Genomic DNA, 18,005 nt, shown 5'->3' on the forward strand with positions numbered 1-18,005 from the left:
GGCGCTGCGCTCAAGACGCCGCGGGGTGAAGTTCCTGAGCCAGCATGACGATGATCCCGCTAGGACCGCGAAGGTATGTGAGCCGGTAGATGTCCTCATAGGTGCCCACGCCACGAAGCGGGTGATACCCGTGCTTCGCGGCGGTCCTCAGAGCGTCGTCGAGGTCGTCGACGGCGAATGCGACCCGGTGCATCCCGATCTCGTTCGGAAGCGTCGGTGACGTGTCGATCGCTTCAGGGTGGATGTACTCGAACAGCTCCAGGCGACCATGACCGTCCGGCGTCTGAAGCATCGCGATCTTGACATGATTCCCGTCCAGGCCGACGGCGATATCGGCCCACTCCCCACTGACGGTGTCGCGACCGAGGACGCTGAGCCCGAGGTCGGTGAAGAAGGCGATCGTCGCCTCGATGTCGCGGACGGCGATCCCGACGTTGTCGATCCTGATGGTCATCGGTTCTCCTTTTGGCAGGGCTGCGATCAGTCGAGCGGCGGCCGGCGCAGGCGCTTGACGTCGGTGCGTCTCTTCTTCGCTCCCAGCCGTCGTTCCTTCGCGCCCCGGCTGGGAGCGGTCGGTCGCCGCGACGGCGTCGGCGGGCGCAGGGCGTCGGCCACGAGATCGGCCAGCCGGGCGCGTGCGGCCTCCCGGTTTCGCAGTTGTGCGCGGTGCTCGGATGCGGTGACCGTCAGCACGCCGTCGACCAGTCGGCCGCTCAGGCGCTCCAGAATCCGCTCACGCTGGATGGGGGAGAGGACGGCCGAGCGCGCCGCATCCCACACGAGTTCCACGCGGGAGTCGGCCGTGTTCACCCCCTGCCCGCCCGGTCCGGAGGAACGCGAGAACCGCCACGTCAGCTCCGACTCCGGGATGGTGATCCCCCTGCCCACGGGAAGGCCGGGACGGTGGGCGGCGGGCATGCATCCATCATGCTCCTGCGCCGAGGGGGCCGTGCGAATGGTTTCGAGGAACGGTCATGGATCGGAGCGGATGTCTTCGACGTGGTTCGCCGGCACGGCGGCGTGTCCGAGATGCGTCCATCCGTCCCATCCACGCCGCTTGAGGATCGTGTCGAGTCGTTCGGCGAGGGGGCTCGCCCGAGTCGCCGCGCCGTCGAGAAAGTCGACGAAGGTCGCTTCAAGGTGAGCCGGTCCGATCATGTCGCCCGTCTCAGAGGCTTCGCGGGAGACTCTGTCGACACGCTCGGCGATGTCTTCGATGCGCGGGTCGTCCACTGGCCAGTCGAACGCGTCACTGACGAGGCGGTACAGCGCCACCACGTCTGGGTGGTCCAGCCCGATGTGTTTCTGAGCGATGACCGCGTCAACGGGGTAACCACCATCTTGGGCGGTGATCAGAATCCAGCTGTCGCGCTCCGCGTCGATGTATCGCTCGTCGATGCCGAGCCCGCGCAGCCGAGCCAGATACCCGACAACGCTCTGCGGCAATGTCAGCTGATCTCCGGCAGCCAGCTGCCGCAGGCGTCGGCGGCTTCGCTGCAATCGCCGGATCTCTGCACGCATCGTCCGGTCGATGTCGTCGATGCCTGCTTCGAACTCCTCTTCCCCGGCGTCGAGGAGCTGATGCGTCCGGGCGAGCGGCACGCCGGCCTCGGCGAGCGTGCGGATGCGGATGAGCCGTATGACGGCGTCCGCGTCGTATACGCGGTAGCCGGAGTGATCACGTGAGGGCTCGGGGAGCAAGCCGATCTGGTGGTAGTGGCGCACCGTCCGGACGGTGACTCCCGCATAGGCGGCGAGCTGGCCGATGGAGAGCATGGCTAACTTTGCCTCAGCCGGCTGTGCGGCGGTAGAGCGCCACGGACACCACGTACGCGACGATCAGGATGCCGGAGCACCAGGCGAGGGCGACCCAGAGATCGCCTCCCACTGGCCGCGCCGCGAGAATCTCGCGCAGCGAGTTCACGATCGAGGTGACCGGCTGGTTCTCCGCGAACCAGCGCACCGGCGGCGGCATCGTCCCGGTGGGGACGAAGGCGGAGCTGAGGAACGGCAGGAAGAGGAGCGGATAGGAGAAGGCCGTCGCACCGTCCACGCTCTTCGCCGTGAGGCCGGGAATGATCGCCAGCCATGCGAGTGCGAGCGCGCACAGGATCAGGATGCCCGCGACGGCCAGCCACGCGAGAACACCGGCGTCGGCGCGGAAGCCCAGGAGCAGCGCGGTCAGCAGCACGAGCACGAGTGAGACGAAACTGGCGACGAGCGATGTCAGCACGTGCGCCCACAGCACAGCGGATCGTGCGATCGGCATGGACTGGAAACGTTGGACGACGCCGCGCTGCAAGTCGAGGAACAGGCGGAACGCGGTGTAGGCGATGCCCGACACGATCGTGATCACCAAGATGCCCGGGAGCAGATAGTCGATGTACGACCCCTCCGAGCCGGTCTGGATCGCGCCGCCCAGGACGAACACGAACAGCAGGAGAAATCCGATCGGCATGATCGTCGTGGAGATGATCGTGTCGGGGCTGCGCAGGATGTGCCGCAGCGACCGACCGGTGAGGACGGCGGTATCGCCGATGAAGCGGGTTGCGGACTTCATCGGTCCCCGCCGTTCTCCCCGTACCCGGCGTCGTCCCGCTCGCCGGTGATCGCGAGGAACACCTCTTCCAGGGACGGCTGCTTCTCGACGTACTCGACCTTGGTCGCCGGCAGCAGTTGTTTGAGCGCAGCAAGCGTGCCGTCGACGATGATGCGGCCTTGGTGGAGGATCGCGATCCGGCTTGCCAGCTGTTCGGCTTCATGGAGGTACTGCGTGGTCAGCAGGACCGTCGTGCCGTGGCCGGCAAGGTCCTTCACGGTCTGCCACACTTCCCTCCGCGCTTGGGGGTCCAAGCCGGTCGTCGGCTCATCGAGGAAGATCACCGGTGGCGCACCGATGAGGCTCATGGCGATGTCGAGGCGCCGGCGCATGCCACCGGAGTACGTGGCTGTCCTCCTGCCGGCGGCCTCGGTGAGCGAGAACCGGGCGAGCAGTTCATCGGCGATCTTGCCCGGGTTCCTCAGGTGGCGCAGCCGCGCCACCAGGACCAGGTTCTCTCGACCACTGAGCACGTCGTCGACGGCGGCGAACTGGCCGGTGAGGCTGATGGACTCTCTCACCTGCTGCGGGCGTGCCGCGACGTCGAATCCATCGATCCGGGCCGACCCGCCGTCGGCTTTCAGCAGGGTGGAGAGGATCCGCACCACTGTCGTCTTCCCCGCACCATTGGATCCGAGGAGCGCGAAGATACTGCCGGGAGACACCGTGAAGTCGACTCCGCGGAGGACCTGCACGCCGCGATAGGACTTCTGCAGTCCCTTCACCTCGATCGCCCACTCCGGGGCCTTCGTCTGTGTCATCTGCTCTCCTTCGCTCGACCGCATTCGTCGTGCGACAGACGGTATGACCATGACGCTGCGTCATGGTCAAGCGGAGGCGGTCGATCCGCGATGGAATGGGGTGGCGGGCCGACGGCGGACAACTGGCGGCTGGGTGGCGTGGTCATGACGAAGGGGCGAAGGCAGCATGAGACCTGTGAACGTGACACGGATCGTCGAACTCAGGCAGCACCACGGATGGACGCAGGAGCGGCTCGCCGCCGAGAGCGGTGTCGGCTTGCGCACCATCCAACGGCTGGAGGCCGGGCAGGACGCCAGTCTCGAGACGCTCTCGCTCGTCGCAGGTGCCCTGCGCGTCGAGGTGAGGGACCTGTTCGCCGTGATCGACGACCCGCAGCTCAGCAGTCGCATGGAATCCCTGGAGGCCCGTGCCGACGAACAGCAGGCCGGCCGCGATCGCATCACGGCGGCCTGGACATGGCTCTACGTGGGGATGGGCATCGTCCTGAGTCTGCTCAGTTTCACGCTGGGTCCCTACGGCCTCGTGGTGTTCCTCGCGTATTGGTCCGGCGGCTACCTCATCCTGCACGCCCTGCGCCGGATCCATCTCGAACCCCGCCTCGAGGCGCGGTTCCCGCTGTCTCGGACCAAGCAGCAGCGCCGAGCGCAGCCCGCCCGGCAGCGAGCATCCGACGTCCAAGCCACCGAGGAGGCACGGTGACGAGCACCGACGGCTTCACGCTTGGGGAGTTGACGCTCCACGTGTTCGGACCGCCCGACGCATTCGCCGCCGTATACCGCGATGTCGTGGCGTTGCTCGAAGCCACGCACGACGACGCCACGTGGGAGGTCGCCTCCCGTGACGATGTCGGCGACGAGCCGGATCAGCACGAGCGGTATCGCCGCCTGGCTGCGGAGGCCGAGCTTCACGCCCGGCTCAGTCGGCCGCGCTCGGCCTGACGGGGGAGCGCGCTACGGTGGGGCTTCGAGGTGGGGAGGCCCCGTGCTGAGCGAAGACGACCGCGAGCTGATGCTGACCGTGGGGCGGTACCTGCGGCACGTGAACGAGCTCACCGAACGCGAGCGGGTGCCGACCCTGACCCCGCTCGGCGACGTGATCAGCGACCACCTGGGCACCGACGCATCCGGTGTTTCTGTCGTGCACGAGCCGATCGCCGACCACCGGCTGGTGGACGCCGACATCGCTCTGGAAGTCATCGGTTCGGGTGACGACAGCCGGCTGATCGGGGTCAGCGGCGGCGAGCAGCGCCACCAGCAGGACCTGGCGGAGTGGATCAGCAACCCCTACGTCCGCTACGCGCCAGGATCGGTGGACTACGCGGAACGGGCGACCGGTCCGGATGCGACGAGGCGTGTCGTGTCGCTCGGCGTCCGGCTGCTCCGATTCGAGGGCCACCCTCTCGCCCTCACTCAGCGGGCAGCATCCCCGCAGTACGGCCGGACCACGGCGATGGTCGAGATCATGGCCACCGACCCCTCCGTTGTGACCCGGTTCCTCGAGGTTCTTCGGAAAGCGATGATCGACCACAGCGTCCTCCGCGGGCAGGTGCTGTCGTTCCAGCCGACGGAGTACGGGCGTGAGGCAGGCGCAACGTTCCTCCGGCGACCGGACGTCGGTCAAGACGACATCGTGCTCCCGGACGGGGTGCTCGAGCAGACGGTCCAGCACGTGGTGGAGATCGGCGCCCACCGCGACGAGCTCCGCACGGCCGGACAGCACCTCAAGCGCGGCGTGCTTCTGTACGGGCCTCCGGGAACGGGCAAGACGCTCACCGTTCGCCACCTGCTCAGCACGACTCCCGATACGACGGCGATCATGCTGACCGGGTCCGGCATCCGATTCGTCACCGCTGCAGCGGAGATCGCCCGCACGTTCCAGCCCGCCATCGTCGTGCTCGAAGACATCGATCTCGTGGCCATGGAGAGGAACCACTCGCCACAGCCGCTGCTGTTCGAGGTGCTCGACGCGCTCGACGGCCTCGACGGCGATGCAGACGTGGCGTTCATCATGACGACCAACCGCGTCGAGGTGCTCGAGCGTGCGCTGGCGGAGCGGCCGGGACGCGTCGATCTGGCGGTCGAGATCCCGCTTCCCGCGCTGGCCGAGCGACGAAGGCTCTTCCGCCGGTACGCCCACAGCCTTCCGCTCACCGAGAGCGCGCTGGATGCGGCGGCAGAGGCGGCGGAGGGCGTGACCGGTTCGTTCGCGAAAGAGCTCATCCGCCGCAGCGTGCTCCGCGCCACCCGGCACGGGAGGACTGTCGGCGACGAAGACCTCGCGGTCGAGCTCGAGCGGTTGCTCAGCGCCCGGGAGCAGCTCACCCGCTCCATGCTGGGCGCCGCGGACGACGGCCACGAGCCTCCAGGCGCCATACATCAGCCCTCCGGGTCCGGGTGGTTCGCCGCTGGTGGGCCTTGAGGACGTGTCGGCATGACGGCGCCTTCAGGCCGACGCCGCCGCATCCGGCCACTCGTGTGGATGCTCGTGGCGCTCGCCGCAGCGGCCGTGCTGTCCGCCCCGCTCGTGTCAGGAGGGATCTGCGTCGACTCGGAGGACCCGGAGAAGTCCTACTGCGCCGACTTCCACACCTCGCTGATCGGCCTGCCCACGAGCATCGTGGCCTGGGTCATCCTGAGCATCGTGCTTGCGGCGGCTGCCTGGCTGATCTCCTCGTATCCGTTGCGCCGACGATGACCCGCCCCGAGCACCTCGCGGGTCATCATCGATTCAACCGATCGACTTCCGCGACGAGGTCGAGACGCTCGAGGAGGAGGTCGCCGGCGGAGGCCATGCCGCCGATCGCCCACGTGGTGATCAACGCGGCGATGAGCACCATGCCGAGGATGGCCGGCCACGCGTACCTCCGCTGAATGGTGAGGGTGACGGCGATGATCGCGCTCAGGATGGTGATCGTCTTCCCCGCCACCGTGGCGAATGCCATCCAGATGGCGGTGTCCTCAGTGAGCGGGCCGTAGCTGTTGAGGGCTGCACCCAGAACGACGGGGATGACCACGACGCCGAGGATCAGTACCGTGCCACGGCCTACGCGGCGGCGCCGCTTCGCCGCGGGAACGTATTCCGTCGTGGAGGGCGTCGTCATGCCTGCGACCCTATCCACCCCGGCCTCGCGAACGGGAGCCCCATGCCGCGCCCGAACTCCTCGAATCCGCGGCGCCCGGCGCCGAATGACCCCCGGAACCGGCATGAGCGGCACAAGTTTGAGGAGTTCGGGTGGCTGTGGTCGCGGGTGCACCCCACCCGGCTGCTCGCAGCCGAGGCGGCGGGCGGGCAGGTTCTGGCGGGCGCCTGCACCCGCCGGTACCCTGCCCTCATGTCCGAGCGCGCCGTCCCGATCCTGCCCAGTCGAGACCTCGCTGAGACGCTGCGGTTCTACCAGCGCCTCGGTTTCGACAATCGCGGCGCACCGCCCGAGGAGTGGGATTACCTCATCGTCGGACGCGGCGACATCGAGCTGCATTTCGTCGCGGACCCCTCGGTGGATCCGCTCCGGACGGCGGGTTCGTGTTACCTCTTCGTGGACGACGCCGACGCTCTCTTCCGCGACTGGGCAGGCGTGGTCCGTCCCGACCCGGCGGCCGGCACGCGCGTGACCGAGCCTGCCGATACCGACTACGGGATGCGGGAATTCGCCCTGGTCGACGGCAACGGCAACCTGCTCCGCGTCGGCACCGCACAGCAGTAGCCCGAGGAGTCCGCGTCGCTCGTATCAGCGGATCGTGTCCGGATTCACGCCCGCGCGCGAGGCGAGCTCGCGGGCACGGAGCGCCGTCATGAGCGCGACCGGCCGGCGGCCTGCTCGGCCGCGCCCACGAGCGCCGCGAGCACGTCGACGTAGGCCTCCGGTACGCGGATCGCGACGCGGAGCGCGTCCGCCTCATCCGTGAGTGTGAAGTCGAAAAAGGAACAGCAGTGGGTCTCCCGCGCGATCAGCTCCTCCGCACGTCCCCGGGAATCCCGGTTCAGCAGCAGATCAGCCTGACCCGGCGCCGTCAGCGCAGCGGAGATGAGCTCATTCCGGAACAGGTCAGCGAATTCCTCCTCCCGAAGCGGGCGTTCGACGGAGGGAAGCGCGCACGATTCCGGCGCCCACGTCGTGTGCGAGTCGGTCATGGAGCAACGGTAAACCCGGACCTGGGTGCGAGATGCAAGCAGCCGCTCTGTCGTCGTGGGCCCCGCGCCGCGCCCGAACTCCTCAAATCTGCGGCTCGCTGGGCCCAATCACCCGCGGAACGGTCATGGGCGGCCAGAGTTTGAGGAGTTCGGGCGACGGGGTAGCGGATAGGCCGCGCCCTACGGGTCCGCATCGGCGAGGCCGCTTCTGCTGCGACGGCTGCGGACACGGGGAGGAGGCTCGCCGGCGACGCGCCCGGGTTGCCGTAACGTCGAGGTGTGGCGCGCGGGGGCATCTACGTGGAGACGTCCATCGCGGCCGCGATCGATCTCCTCTGGAGCGCCACACAGAATCCCGCGGAGCACGTGCGATGGGACGTGAGGTTCACGCACATCGTCCCGACCGGCGCGGCACGCGGTGGTGCGACGGCGTTTACCTACGAGCGGCGAGTTCCGTTCCACTCGGTGCGGGGCACCGGTGTAAGCATCGGCGAGCGCCACCATGCCGACGGCACCCGCACCTCCGCCCTGCGCTTCCACACCGACGACCGGCTCTCGCCCATCGCCTCAGGTGGCGGTTACTGGCGGTACATCCCCGACGGCAATCGCACGGTATTCATCACCGGTTACGACTACACGCCGGGATGGGGCGTGCTCGACGCCGTCGTGCGGCCCCTGCTGGGCTGGGCGACCGCGTGGAGCTTCGATCGGCTCCGCATCTGGCTGGAGACCGGCGTCCCGCCCGAGCGGTGGCCGCTGTGGAGCGTGCTGTGGTGGTGGCGATCCGACCGACCTCGCGCAGCCCGGTGCCGCCGCACGCCGGCTGGCGGCTCGCGCCGGAGCGATCACCTCGCCGGCGCTCCGGAGTCGCTTGCTGCGCTGCCTGACCCGGGCAGCGCACGGTGACGTCGATCTTCGAGACGGCACTCGGCGCCGAGTACGGTCGACTGCACCCCATGATGCAACGGCGGTTCGGCGTCGGGCTCTCCTCCGGGGAAGCGTGCGTGGGGCGCGGTCTCATGTCGGCGATCCGACGGGGGCCATGGTGGACCGTTCCGTTCCTGCAGATCGGGAGGATGCGGAACATCCTCATCCCCGACACCGGTACCGACGTCCCGTTCGTGATCGAGAACTACCCGTACCTCGATCCGTTCGGACGCGAAACCGTCACCTTCGTGCGCGAGTACACCCTGGGAGCCAAGCGACGCCGCTTCGACGCGACGATGATCCTCGACGGCGATCGGATCGTCGACTACCTGGGCACGCATCAGCACTTGGCAGTCGACCTGGATCTGCGGGTGGATGACCGCGGAGGACTGGTCCTCACCTCCGACGCGCAGCGGTTCCACGAAGGGCCGGTGGGGTTCCGCTTCCCCATGCTGTTCAGCGGTCGCGCCCGCCTGCGCGAGTATTACGACGACGCCGACCAGCTCTTCCACGTCGATCTCGAAGTGCGCAACCACAGGTTCGGGTTCCTGTTCGGATACCACGGCGCCTTCGAGTGCGAGTGGATGCCGGCCACCGACGTCCCCGCGCGGCTCAAGCCTCGTCGTCACGAACGCCGGACTTGAGCCCCTGCCACAGCGGCGGCAGGTCGGCGCTGCGAGGCAGGCGTCAGCGGATGGTCTCGTACCTCGTCAGCAGCACGCCGTCGGGGAAGGTTCGGGTCTCCACCAGGTTCAGGTGCACCCAATCGTCCAGAGAGGTGAAGAACGGCTTACCGCCGCCTAACAAGACGGGATGCGTGACGAGGATGTACTCGTCGATCAGCCCGGCCCGCATGGCGGCCGCGGCGAGTGCCGCGCCGAGGATGTCCATCGGACCGCCACCTTCGGCCTTGAGTCGCGCGATCTCGGTGACTGCGTCGCTGGTGACCAGACGGGCGTTCCAGTCCACCGGGATGGCCCGGGACGAGAACACCATCTTCGGCATATCGCGCCAACGGCCGGCGAACTCGATGATGGCCGGGGTCGCGCCCGGCTGCTCGTCGGCGGTCGGCCAGTCGGCGCTCATCGTCTCCCACATCTTGCGCCCGTACAGCGCCAGGCTCGTCGCGGCCACCCGGTCGGACCACCACTGGAACAGCTCGTCGCTCGGCACGCTCCAGCCGAGGTCTTCGCCGGGCGCGGCGATGTAGCCGTCCAAGCTCGTGTTCATGGCGAAGGTCAGTTTCCGCATGGCGTCAGCCTTTCGTGAGGGGGTGTTGGGGACGTGCCGCGGGGTTCGTCGGCGCCACCTTCTGCGCACCGACCAGCGCGGTGCCGAGCTTGGTCAGAGCTTCGCGCCAGCCCTGCGTGGCGTTGCCGGTCAGGCGGTGGGGGAGCCACTGCCGGATTCTCAGTCGCGTCCTCCCGCCGGTCGCGTCGGAGAACTCGTACCGGATCCTCGTCTCGAACGGCTCGACGCCGCGGGGGATCCGCCCGCTGACCTGCATGACCCCATCGAGAAGCTCGCCGTCGGCGACGGCCGTGAGGTCGACGGTGACCCGGACTCGTATGCCGGGATCCGTTGCCGAGACCTCCGTCCATCGCTGATGCCCACTGGGGCGGATGTCGAAGTCGACCTCTTCACGCGGCAGCGAATTGCCGATCGGGCCCCACCAGGCCACGAAATGCTCCGGATCGGTGAAGGCTCGATAGACGAGTGCTCGCGGCGCGTCGAGCACGCGTGAGATGTCGATCTGCGGGCTGTCGGTCTGCATCAGGGCTCCTCCCAATCCGTGGCCGGATCGATGGGCGTTCGCGGGCTGGGCTCCGCCGCGGGCGTGGCGTGTTCGACGGCCTGCACGGCGGCGAGGTGGGCGTCGAGGCGCGTGAGCGACGAGTCCCAGAACTGCCGGTAGCGCTCGATCCAGTCGGCGGCCTCCCGCAGAGGCGCAGCTTCCAGATGGCTCGCACGCCACTTCCCCGAACGCGTGCGGGAGATGAGCGCTGCCTGCTCCAGCACCTTCAGATGCCGCGATACGGCCGGCATCGAGATCGGAAGGGGCTCCGTGAGCTCTGTGACGGTGGCGTCGCGCTCTGCCAGACCCGAGAGGATCGCGCGCCGAGTCGGATCCGCCAGCGCCGAGAAGACGACGCTGAGTTGGTCGGTGCCGGCCACTTCCACCCCCTGACATTTAACGTGTGCGTGAAATGTATCCGGCAGAAGAACACCCGTCAAGGGTGCGAGCAGTCTCGCGGGGAGTACTCTCACCGGCATGACGATCAACGGCATGCGGTTCGCCCTCGTCGCCGGCTTCGCGGTGACCATTGCTGCACAGGTGTGGTGGATCCCGAGCCAGCTGGGTCGCACCGTGTCCGTCTTCCCTGAGACGGCGCCGTTCCAGACCCTCGGCGTGACCTGGAGTGTGGCGCTGCTGGTGTGCGTTCAGCTCGCCCTGCTGATCGCCTGGAAGCTGCTCGGCATCGTCGGAAACGGCGGCCGCGTGTCGGAGCAGGGGCGGGGATGGATACGCGCCCTCATTGCCACCGCGGCAGTGTTCTCGCTGCTCTCCGCGTCGGCAGGGCTGGCGCTGCTCTCGTTTAACTGGGCCACACCGGGAGTCATGCTGGCCCTCGGAGGTGGCGCGATGACCGGTTTCGTCGGCGCCGCACTCGGGGGTGCGTACCTCGCCAACTTCGAAAGGGTATGGCACCGGAACTGAGAAGCCGCGTGCGAGTGGCGGGGAAGTGGTCCAGGTGGCCCGCACTCTTCGGTTCCCCTGATCGGGCGGCTTGACCCCGCCCCTACGTCACGGTTTCGACTGGACGCATGAGGCTCATTCCCATCGCCTATCTGGCGTCCTACCTCCTGTCGCTGCTCGGCAACTCGATTGCCGGAGTGGCCCTGCCCTTGATCGTGTTGCAGGTCACCGGCAGCGCGCTCGGTGCCGGCGCGGTTGCCGCGGCGACGGCCGTTCCTGCCGTCTTCGCGGGGCTGCTGATGGGGGTCGTCATCGACCGCATCAATCGCCGCACGTCGTCGGTGGTGACCGATCTCGTCTCGGCGGCCGCCGTCGCGGCGCTGCCGCTGGTCGACATGCTCTCGGGATTGAGTCTGGGCTGGTTCGTCCTGTTCGGGATCATCGGTTCACTCGGCGACGTGCCGGGCATGACCGCGCGGGATGCCCTGCTTCCCGCGATCGTCCGCCACGGTGGGATCGCCTCGGAGCGGCTCCTGGGAATCCGCGAGGCCCTCGGCGCGGTCGCCCTGCTGCTCGGCCCAGCGGCCGCCGGAACGCTCATGGTGCTGTTCGAGGGGTCCACGGTGCTGTGGATCACCGCGGCGACCTCCCTGGTCGCGGCTTTGCTGACGCTGCTCATCCCGCGCCGCGTCGGCGACATCACCGCTGCGGAGGGGGAGCCCGCGGCGACCGGGAACGGATGGGCGCAGCTCCGCCTCGGATGGCGCGTGCTGTTCCGAAGCCGCTTCCTGATCGTCACGACCGGCCTCAGCGTCGCCTCGGCGATCGTGCTCGCCTCCCTGCAGGGGCTCATCCTGCCGGTGTACTTCACCCTCGTCGAGCAGCCCGGCATGCTGGGCTTCGTCCTCAGTGCCCTCGCCGGCGGGATGCTAGTCGGCGGCACGGTCTACGCGATCGCCGGCGCTCGCGGGCGTCGACGCGGCTGGTTTCTCGCCGGCGTGTTCGGCAGCGCCCTCGGCTTCGTGCTCATCGCCGCACTGTCGTCGGTGTGGATCGTCCTCGCTGGGGCCTTCGTCGTCGGCGTGGCCAGTGGCCTGTTCGCCAGTCTCATGGGCGTGCTCATGATCGAGCGCATCCCGGAGCAGATGCGCGGGCGGATCATGGGCACGCAGAACGCGATCCTCACCGCCGCCCCGCCGATCGGCATTCTGACCGCCGCCGTCCTCACCGAGTACGCGGGGGTGAACGTCGCGGCGGTCGCCCTGGTGGGCGTGGGTCTGGTCGCGCTGGCCCTGAGCGTGCTCGCGCGCTCGCTGCGTAACCTGGAACCCGAGCCGGCAGAGGCCGGCACCGGGGGAGCGGCGGTGATCCACAGTGCATAGCGGAGAGCTGGCGCGCCTCGCGGGAGTCACCGTCCGGGCGCTGCGTCACTACCACCAGGTCGGCGTGCTCCCTGAACCCGAGCGTCGCACCAACGGCTACCGCAGCTACGACGTCCACGACCTCATCCGGGTCCTGCGGATCAAGCGCCTCGCCTCCCTCGGCGTCCCCTTGGAGCGGATGCCGCAGCTTCTCGACGACGCGGCGTCGGATGGGGGCGGGCTGCTGGACGAGCTGGATGCTGAGTTCGCCGCGCAGATCCAGCGACTCACCGAGCAGCGCGAGCTCATCGCGCGCCTCCGCATCCATGACGCGCCGCCGGATGTTCCGCCCGAGCTGGCCCCGTTCATCGCGATCTTCGCAGCCGCGGGGATATCGCCCGACCTCGCCAAGATCGACCGCGACCAATCGGTGCTGCTGGCCCACCTCGTGGGGGAAGAGGGGTTGCCCTCGCTCGCGAATCTCTATCAACGGATCAGCGCTTTCACGGTCGTCCCCGCCGTGACCGACATCGTGGCGCGGTTCGACCGGCTCGGACCGGGGAGCACAGAGGAGGAGATCTCCGCGCTGGTCGACAGCTTCGTGGATGTGTTCGGCCCGATCCTGGAGGACTTCACCGACGGATCGGAGCCGTACGACCTGACCGGATCCGCGACCCTGTTCGACGAGTACACCGAGGACGTGCTCAACGAGCAGCAGCGGAGCACTCTTGCGCGGCTCGTTGCCGCGTTCGACACCTAGCCGATCGCGGGGGAGCAGGTGGAGCGCGCCGGTGATCTGCATAGGGTCGGGAGCATGGGACAGCCATCGAATCCTGCGGAACTGCACGAATACGACGAGTCCTGGCCCGTGAGAGCAGCGGACCTGCTGCGTACAATCCGGGAACGTCTCGCCGATGTGCCGGGCGCTGCGGATGCGGACTACGACCACATCGGCTCGACGTCGGTTCCGGGGCTCGCGGCCAAGCCGCACCTCGACCTCCAGATCAGAATCTCACCGTTGCCATCCGACCGCGATGTGTCGGCGAGGCTGGGAGGGCTCGGGTTCGAACGCGCCGTGGGCGCCCGGCCCGATTCGCCAGGCGTTCACCGGGACATACCGAGAGGATCCGAACCGGTCGACGATGCCATGTGGGAGAAGTCGCTCCTCGTCAACGTCTCCGAGCGGGTCATTCTGCATGTTCGCCGCCGCGACTCTCCATGGGGTCGATACGCGGTCTGGTTCCGAGACTGGCTCCGCGCGCATGACGGGCAACGCGACCGGTACGAAGCCGTGAAGCGTCGCCTGAGCACGCAGGAAGTCGGCGCAGCGGATTACGACGACTACACGCGAGCCAAGACGGAGTACTTCGACGACGTACAAGCCGAGTTCGAGGAATGGGCCCGAGCTTGAGGTCAGACGACGGCGGATGGCACCGAATCGCACGGCAATGTCAATGACGGCGCTCGGAGGCATGGCACTCGTGGCTCTGACCGGGAGTCAGAGCAATAGCGGCGGCCTCTGCGATTATCCGGGCGGATGAATGGTGCGGCGCTAGGCTCCGGTCATGCTCAGGTTCTCTTCTGGTTTCCTGGTGAGCCGCACTGTTCTGGCGGCGTGCGCCCTCGCCGTCACCGCGGGGATCACCGGGTGCACCGCGTCAGGGCCCGCCGCCTCCACGTCCGAATCTCAAACACCGACCATCGCCCCTTCCCCGGCCACGAGCACATCAACCGTGACGGATATCGAGACGTGCGAGGCGTTCACCGACGTCTCGACCATCCTTCAGAACGCGGGGGCGGGCCTCTACGAGGGGCGCATGTCGCAGAAGGAGTACGACGGTTGGATGCGGCTAGCCACGCGGGTCCTCGACCGGGTTCCCACGCGGGGCGAGGGCGCCGTCAGCGATGCCATCGCGGCACTGAAGACGGAGTACCCTCCCATCCCTGCGGGAACCCAGGGCGTAACCGGCATCGGCAAGCCGGTGCCGAACACAGTCCCCTCTCCTGTCGATGCCTGTGACGCGGTCGGCTATCAGATCTTCGGTGAGGGCTTCACGGGTGGATAGCGCCTGAACGGGAGAAATCACCCGTGTCGGGGCACAGGCGAGCGATGAGACGCGCGTGACCCGGGGATCAGGTCCCCCAGTAGGCGGCGAGTACGAGGTCGTGATTCCACGTGTCGGCGATAACTGATTGGAGCTGATCCGCACTGCTTTGGGTGCAGTAGGGGATCCTCTCCGGATCTCGAACCGCGATACTGACGGGCGAGCCCAGCAGTCCCCAAGGCTGAACTGAATTGGCGAGATAGCCGTCAAGGACGAGGTCCCGATACTCAGGTTTCCACCAGACATCGAAGACGCTACCGAGTTCGGCTGGGTCGATTGCTATCCATACGCCGTACGTGACAACGTGCTCATCCGTCAGAGCGACGGGAAGAAGAGCGCGGACGAATGCTCCGACGTTCTGTACCTGCATCAGCGTCGACGACTTCGCATCCGGTCCTGACATCCACATGTCCGCTGCGTCAATTTCACCAGCGTCCAGGACCGGGTCCGGAAGGGCGAACTTGATGTGCCGGTCGTGGGCGTCAAGGGACCGGCCGCAATCCGCACAGGTATCCAACTCCATACCGCGACCATAGAGCCGAACCGTCAGGCCATGCTGTTGAGCGACGGGCTAATGTCAGAGGCGAGCGAGGGGGAGTGGACCGCGCAACGGTGCGCGACCACGGAGAGATACGGCGGGCAGACAGTCCGCTACTGGGGGGGCGTGCACCAACCAGCGGCGAAGGCGCTGACCTTGACCTACCAATCCTTATAGCGGCCTGCTGCGATATCCGCTTCCTTTTCATGTGACGATGCCTGGACAGCGGCGGTCTTTCTGCGGCGGATGTAGGTGAGCGTGCCCGAGATGATCAACCCAACGGTCTGATTCAAAGCGAAAACCATTCCGAACAGGATGATCGCCGCAATCATTCCGAGCACAAGCAGAACGGCCGGCAGAGGGATGAGCGCCACCAGCCATGCTCCGTTGTCCATGAAGTCAAAGTAGACCGGGCGAGCTGACTTCGTAAGGGTGGGAGGGGTGGCTTCGGCCAACGCGACCTTTGCCGGGGGAGCGCGTTACCCGTTTCCTATGTGATCGCTTCCACGAGCTCCGCGATTGAGGCCAGCGACTACCGCAGTTCTGCTGTACCAGTCGCCGGCGGAAGTGTCACGTGGATCTGATCGGTCGGCGGCAAGGCGAGGTCAGACGGTCGGACGTCCGGCATGATTTTGTTCTCTCTCTGCTTGGCGTGGTTCGAGTGCGGCGCGCAGCTCGAGCTTCGCGCGCGTCAGACGTGATCGGGCTGTGGATGGGTTGATGCCGAGCACGCGGGCGGCAGCGTGTGAGGGGAATCCGTCCCAGTAGATGAGCCGGATGAGCTCCGCGTCGTCGGGTTTGAGTCGGTCGATGGCGTCTCGCACGTCGATGGCGGCGTCATCCCATACCGGAACCGCGAGCGTGCGCATGTCGGCTGCAAGCCGCTTGACTGCGGCCGAGTGCCTGGCAGACCGCCGCCGCGAGTCGCGCAGAACGTTGTGCGCAACACCGAATAGCCACATTCGCCCTTCGGTTGGATCGGCGGGCGCGTGCCGCCTCAGCTTCCAGGCGGTGAGAAGCAGTTCGCCGAACGCCTCCGCGGCGTCAGCGCCGTTGGGGATGCGTCGCTGGAAGTAGCGGAGCAAGTCGTGCTCGTTCGTGCGGACATGACCCTCGATGTCCGTTGTGTTCTTTGCCATCAACTGCAGTTGGTGGTTTGACCAGCGAGGCTGACCTCGTGGCCGGGCCACATCTTGTGGCCGCGTTCCTCGAGGCCCGCCCACAGGGTTTCGGCCAGGATCTTGTTCACCGCGTGTTGCTTGAGCTCGTCGTCGCTGACGGTGATCGGGAAGGGGGTGTTGTTGATGTCCGTAGCCTGCGCGTAGTCCGCGCGCAGCTCCGCCTCCGCCCCGGTGGTGTCGAGAGCTTCGAGGTCGATCCCGGACACGATGGCCTTCGCGTCCACGACTATCGGGTCGTCGGCACGTGGCGCATGGACAGCACCTGCAAAGGGCCGTACCGGTGAACACCCACGAAGCCGACGCGAAATGGGCGACCACCGTCATCGAAGACATCGGAGTCGACCTTCTGCGGTACCTCGCGCGCCGCACCGCTCAAGAAGACGTTCCCGACCTGCTCAACGACACCCTCAGCGTCGTGTGGGAACGACGGGCAGACCTCCCGCGATCCTCACCCGAGGCACGAATGTGGGCCTTCGGAGTCGCGCGCAACACGCTCCGAAAACACAGACACACCCACTCGAAGCGCACCCGATCTGGGAGGCCGAGCAGGGGATTCCAGTTCCCGCGCCGACGCCCGACCAGGGCCCGGGGATCATCGAGGCACAACGTCGCATCGTGCTCGAGGTCTCCTCAGCGGAGCAGCCGGTGACTCCACCGAGTCATGACGCAGGGGACCAGTTTGGGGAAACCTCGAACGGGTAACGCAACTTCTACTGGTGAAGACCGTTATCCGTTTTCACACTAAGGCCGGAGCCGTGCGCGCAGCACAACGATTCGGCACCGTGCATTGCACGCCAGTGCCGAATCGTTGTTCGCGCCCCTTTCAGGTGCTAGCGCGTTGATTCCCATGCCGCGCGGAGACCGTCAATCAGCGGCGTGGGCGGTCGGCCTATGAGCTGCTCGAGCTCGTTGGTGACTTCCGCTGACACGCCGCGCGCCAGGTCTGCGTCGAGTTGAACGAGGAAGCCCGCGGTCGTTTCATCAATCCCGGAGGCGAGCAGGCGAGTGTGGTGCTCTTCGGAGTCGAGATCCACATACTTCACTGGCCGACGGAGCACTGCAGCTGCTGCTTCTGCGAGTTGGGGATAGTCCCATGCCACGGTGCCGGTGAGCTCGTAGATCGCCTTCAGTGGATCGGGCGCCAAGAGCACGACGGCTGCTGCATCCGCATAGTCGTCCTTCGCGGCGCTGGCCACGTGGCCCGCGTGGACGCTTCCGACGATCTCACCGGTCGCTGCTGCGAGCTCCAGCGTTGTGAGGTAGTTCTCGTGGTACGAGTTCATCCGCAGGATTGTCGAGATCAAGCCGGACTCCTGGATGATCGCCTCTGTCGCACGGTGCTCGGCGGTAATGAAGTCCGTACTGGTCGAGGCGTGCGGAGCGCTTGTGTAGACGAGCCTGGAGGCCCCGACTTGGGACGCTGCGTTGATGACGTTCCGATGCTGGATCATCCGCTTGCCGAACTCGTTGCCTGAGATCAGCAGAACTGTGTCGACGCCCTCAAGCGCCGCGGCTACGGCCGCGAGGTCGTCGTGGTCAGCGATTCGCGTTTCAACGCCGACGGGCAGCGTGGATGCCTTTTCTGCGTCCCGTGCGATTGCGACCAGGCGCGAGTCCTCTCCTCTCCGCAGAAGGTTATTGATGACGAGTCGGCCGAGACCGCCGGTGGCGGCCGTTACAGCGATGGTTGTGCTCATGTTGTT

General features: G+C 67.2%; 27 protein-coding genes. 12 read left to right on the forward strand and 15 right to left on the reverse strand.

Annotated features, from left to right (window positions below):
* Positions 1-10 precede the first annotated feature (10 nt).
* Genes E4V99_RS15175 through E4V99_RS15195 form a run of 5 tightly spaced genes read right to left on the reverse strand, consistent with a single transcriptional unit; the run spans position 11 to position 3,360 of the window.
* Positions 11-454 (reverse strand): VOC family protein, encoded by a 444-nt coding sequence (locus E4V99_RS15175; RefSeq protein WP_135117742.1) that lies wholly within the window; start codon positions 452-454, stop codon positions 11-13.
* A gap of 26 nt (positions 455-480) precedes the next feature.
* A complete protein-coding gene (gene arfB, locus E4V99_RS15180) occupies positions 481-918 on the reverse strand; it encodes an alternative ribosome rescue aminoacyl-tRNA hydrolase ArfB (protein ID WP_135117743.1) in 438 nt (145 codons plus the stop codon).
* A 54-nt stretch (positions 919-972) separates the two neighbouring features.
* Positions 973-1,776 (reverse strand): MerR family transcriptional regulator, encoded by an 804-nt coding sequence (locus E4V99_RS15185; protein ID WP_135117744.1) that lies wholly within the window; start codon positions 1,774-1,776, stop codon positions 973-975.
* Positions 1,777-1,789: 13 nt separating this feature from the next.
* Positions 1,790-2,560 carry an ABC transporter permease gene (locus tag E4V99_RS15190; RefSeq protein WP_135117745.1) on the reverse strand — a complete coding sequence of 257 codons (771 nt, stop codon included), beginning with the start codon at positions 2,558-2,560 and terminating at the stop codon, positions 1,790-1,792.
* Positions 2,557-3,360: an ATP-binding cassette domain-containing protein gene (locus E4V99_RS15195; protein WP_135117746.1), complete on the reverse strand. Its 804-nt coding sequence runs from the start codon at positions 3,358-3,360 to the stop codon at positions 2,557-2,559. Before E4V99_RS15195 ends, E4V99_RS15190 begins: the two co-directional genes overlap by 4 nt.
* Positions 3,361-3,535: 175 nt before the next feature.
* Here E4V99_RS15195 and E4V99_RS15200 point away from each other — a divergent pair, with 175 nt between their 5' ends.
* Genes E4V99_RS15200 through E4V99_RS15215 form a run of 4 tightly spaced genes read left to right on the forward strand, consistent with a single transcriptional unit; the run spans position 3,536 to position 6,055 of the window.
* Positions 3,536-4,060, forward strand: a complete 525-nt coding sequence (locus tag E4V99_RS15200) for a helix-turn-helix transcriptional regulator (protein WP_209305638.1) — start codon at positions 3,536-3,538, stop codon at positions 4,058-4,060.
* Positions 4,057-4,299 carry a hypothetical protein gene (locus tag E4V99_RS15205; RefSeq protein WP_135066081.1) on the forward strand — a complete coding sequence of 81 codons (243 nt, stop codon included), beginning with the start codon at positions 4,057-4,059 and terminating at the stop codon, positions 4,297-4,299. The genes E4V99_RS15200 and E4V99_RS15205 overlap by 4 nt, the downstream gene beginning before the upstream one ends.
* A 43-nt stretch (positions 4,300-4,342) precedes the next feature.
* Positions 4,343-5,779 carry an AAA family ATPase gene (locus tag E4V99_RS15210; protein ID WP_135117748.1) on the forward strand — a complete coding sequence of 479 codons (1,437 nt, stop codon included), beginning with the start codon at positions 4,343-4,345 and terminating at the stop codon, positions 5,777-5,779.
* Positions 5,780-5,791: 12 nt separating this feature from the next.
* Entirely contained in the window at positions 5,792-6,055 is a 264-nt protein-coding gene (locus E4V99_RS15215; RefSeq protein WP_135117749.1) for a hypothetical protein, read from the forward strand.
* Between the two features lie 25 nt (positions 6,056-6,080).
* Here the strand turns inward: E4V99_RS15215 and E4V99_RS15220 are convergent, their stop codons facing one another.
* Complete coding sequence (locus tag E4V99_RS15220; protein WP_135117750.1) at positions 6,081-6,461, reverse strand: hypothetical protein; 381 nt, start codon at positions 6,459-6,461, stop codon at positions 6,081-6,083.
* A gap of 231 nt (positions 6,462-6,692) precedes the next feature.
* On the opposite strand from E4V99_RS15220, the gene E4V99_RS15225 reads away from it, so the two are divergent.
* Positions 6,693-7,064, forward strand: a complete 372-nt coding sequence (locus E4V99_RS15225; RefSeq protein WP_135117751.1) for a VOC family protein — start codon at positions 6,693-6,695, stop codon at positions 7,062-7,064.
* 86 nt (positions 7,065-7,150) lie between these two features.
* Here E4V99_RS15225 and E4V99_RS15230 read toward each other — a convergent pair whose 3' ends face one another.
* Positions 7,151-7,492 (reverse strand): hypothetical protein, encoded by a 342-nt coding sequence (locus E4V99_RS15230; protein ID WP_135117752.1) that lies wholly within the window; start codon positions 7,490-7,492, stop codon positions 7,151-7,153.
* 279 nt (positions 7,493-7,771) lie between these two features.
* On the opposite strand from E4V99_RS15230, the gene E4V99_RS15235 reads away from it, so the two are divergent.
* Both E4V99_RS15235 and E4V99_RS15240 read left to right on the forward strand, forming a co-directional pair.
* On the forward strand, positions 7,772-8,398 hold the full coding sequence (locus E4V99_RS15235) for an SRPBCC family protein (RefSeq protein WP_135117753.1): 627 nt from the start codon (positions 7,772-7,774) through the stop codon (positions 8,396-8,398).
* Positions 8,395-9,063: a DUF4166 domain-containing protein gene (locus E4V99_RS15240; RefSeq protein WP_135117754.1), complete on the forward strand. Its 669-nt coding sequence runs from the start codon at positions 8,395-8,397 to the stop codon at positions 9,061-9,063. The genes E4V99_RS15235 and E4V99_RS15240 overlap by 4 nt, the downstream gene beginning before the upstream one ends.
* A 43-nt stretch (positions 9,064-9,106) precedes the next feature.
* Here the strand turns inward: E4V99_RS15240 and E4V99_RS15245 are convergent, their stop codons facing one another.
* Genes E4V99_RS15245 through E4V99_RS15255 form a run of 3 tightly spaced genes read right to left on the reverse strand, consistent with a single transcriptional unit; the run spans position 9,107 to position 10,594 of the window.
* Entirely contained in the window at positions 9,107-9,670 is a 564-nt protein-coding gene (locus E4V99_RS15245; RefSeq protein ID WP_135117755.1) for a dihydrofolate reductase family protein, read from the reverse strand.
* 4 nt (positions 9,671-9,674) lie between these two features.
* Positions 9,675-10,193 carry an SRPBCC domain-containing protein gene (locus E4V99_RS15250; RefSeq protein WP_135066057.1) on the reverse strand — a complete coding sequence of 173 codons (519 nt, stop codon included), beginning with the start codon at positions 10,191-10,193 and terminating at the stop codon, positions 9,675-9,677.
* Complete coding sequence (locus E4V99_RS15255; protein WP_135066054.1) at positions 10,193-10,594, reverse strand: metalloregulator ArsR/SmtB family transcription factor; 402 nt, start codon at positions 10,592-10,594, stop codon at positions 10,193-10,195. Before E4V99_RS15255 ends, E4V99_RS15250 begins: the two co-directional genes overlap by 1 nt.
* Positions 10,595-10,691: 97 nt before the next feature.
* On the opposite strand from E4V99_RS15255, the gene E4V99_RS15260 reads away from it, so the two are divergent.
* From E4V99_RS15260 to E4V99_RS15280, 5 genes are all read left to right on the forward strand, one after another.
* Positions 10,692-11,138 carry a DUF2975 domain-containing protein gene (locus E4V99_RS15260; RefSeq protein ID WP_135117756.1) on the forward strand — a complete coding sequence of 149 codons (447 nt, stop codon included), beginning with the start codon at positions 10,692-10,694 and terminating at the stop codon, positions 11,136-11,138.
* Positions 11,139-11,245: 107 nt separating this feature from the next.
* The gene (locus E4V99_RS15265) at positions 11,246-12,499 is read left to right on the forward strand and encodes an MFS transporter (RefSeq protein ID WP_135117757.1); all 1,254 of its coding nucleotides are present in this window, start codon (positions 11,246-11,248) and stop codon (positions 12,497-12,499) included.
* Positions 12,492-13,238, forward strand: coding sequence for a MerR family transcriptional regulator (locus tag E4V99_RS15270; RefSeq protein WP_135117758.1), 747 nt, complete (start codon positions 12,492-12,494; stop codon positions 13,236-13,238). Before E4V99_RS15265 ends, E4V99_RS15270 begins: the two co-directional genes overlap by 8 nt.
* Before the next feature lie 54 nt (positions 13,239-13,292).
* Positions 13,293-13,889, forward strand: coding sequence for a GrpB family protein (locus E4V99_RS15275; protein ID WP_135117759.1), 597 nt, complete (start codon positions 13,293-13,295; stop codon positions 13,887-13,889).
* A 322-nt stretch (positions 13,890-14,211) separates the two neighbouring features.
* Entirely contained in the window at positions 14,212-14,544 is a 333-nt protein-coding gene (locus E4V99_RS15280; RefSeq protein WP_135117760.1) for a hypothetical protein, read from the forward strand.
* Between the two features lie 67 nt (positions 14,545-14,611).
* Here the strand turns inward: E4V99_RS15280 and E4V99_RS15285 are convergent, their stop codons facing one another.
* The 5 genes from E4V99_RS15285 to E4V99_RS15310 all read right to left on the reverse strand — a co-directional run bounded on the left by E4V99_RS15285 (position 14,612) and on the right by E4V99_RS15310 (position 17,999).
* Positions 14,612-15,106 carry a DUF2199 domain-containing protein gene (locus E4V99_RS15285; RefSeq protein WP_135117761.1) on the reverse strand — a complete coding sequence of 165 codons (495 nt, stop codon included), beginning with the start codon at positions 15,104-15,106 and terminating at the stop codon, positions 14,612-14,614.
* Positions 15,107-15,282: 176 nt separating this feature from the next.
* Positions 15,283-15,516 (reverse strand): hypothetical protein, encoded by a 234-nt coding sequence (locus E4V99_RS15290; protein WP_135117762.1) that lies wholly within the window; start codon positions 15,514-15,516, stop codon positions 15,283-15,285.
* Between the two features lie 210 nt (positions 15,517-15,726).
* Positions 15,727-16,260, reverse strand: coding sequence for a sigma-70 family RNA polymerase sigma factor (locus tag E4V99_RS15295; RefSeq protein ID WP_135117763.1), 534 nt, complete (start codon positions 16,258-16,260; stop codon positions 15,727-15,729).
* A complete protein-coding gene (locus tag E4V99_RS15300) occupies positions 16,260-16,526 on the reverse strand; it encodes a hypothetical protein (protein ID WP_135117764.1) in 267 nt (88 codons plus the stop codon). Before E4V99_RS15300 ends, E4V99_RS15295 begins: the two co-directional genes overlap by 1 nt.
* A 606-nt stretch (positions 16,527-17,132) precedes the next feature.
* Positions 17,133-17,999: an NAD(P)H-binding protein gene (locus E4V99_RS15310; protein WP_135066023.1), complete on the reverse strand. Its 867-nt coding sequence runs from the start codon at positions 17,997-17,999 to the stop codon at positions 17,133-17,135.
* Positions 18,000-18,005 lie beyond the last annotated feature (6 nt).

The sequence above is a fragment of the Microbacterium sp. dk485 genome, assembly GCF_004570445.1.
GTDB classification, from domain to species: Bacteria; Actinomycetota; Actinomycetes; order Actinomycetales; family Microbacteriaceae; genus Microbacterium; species Microbacterium wangchenii.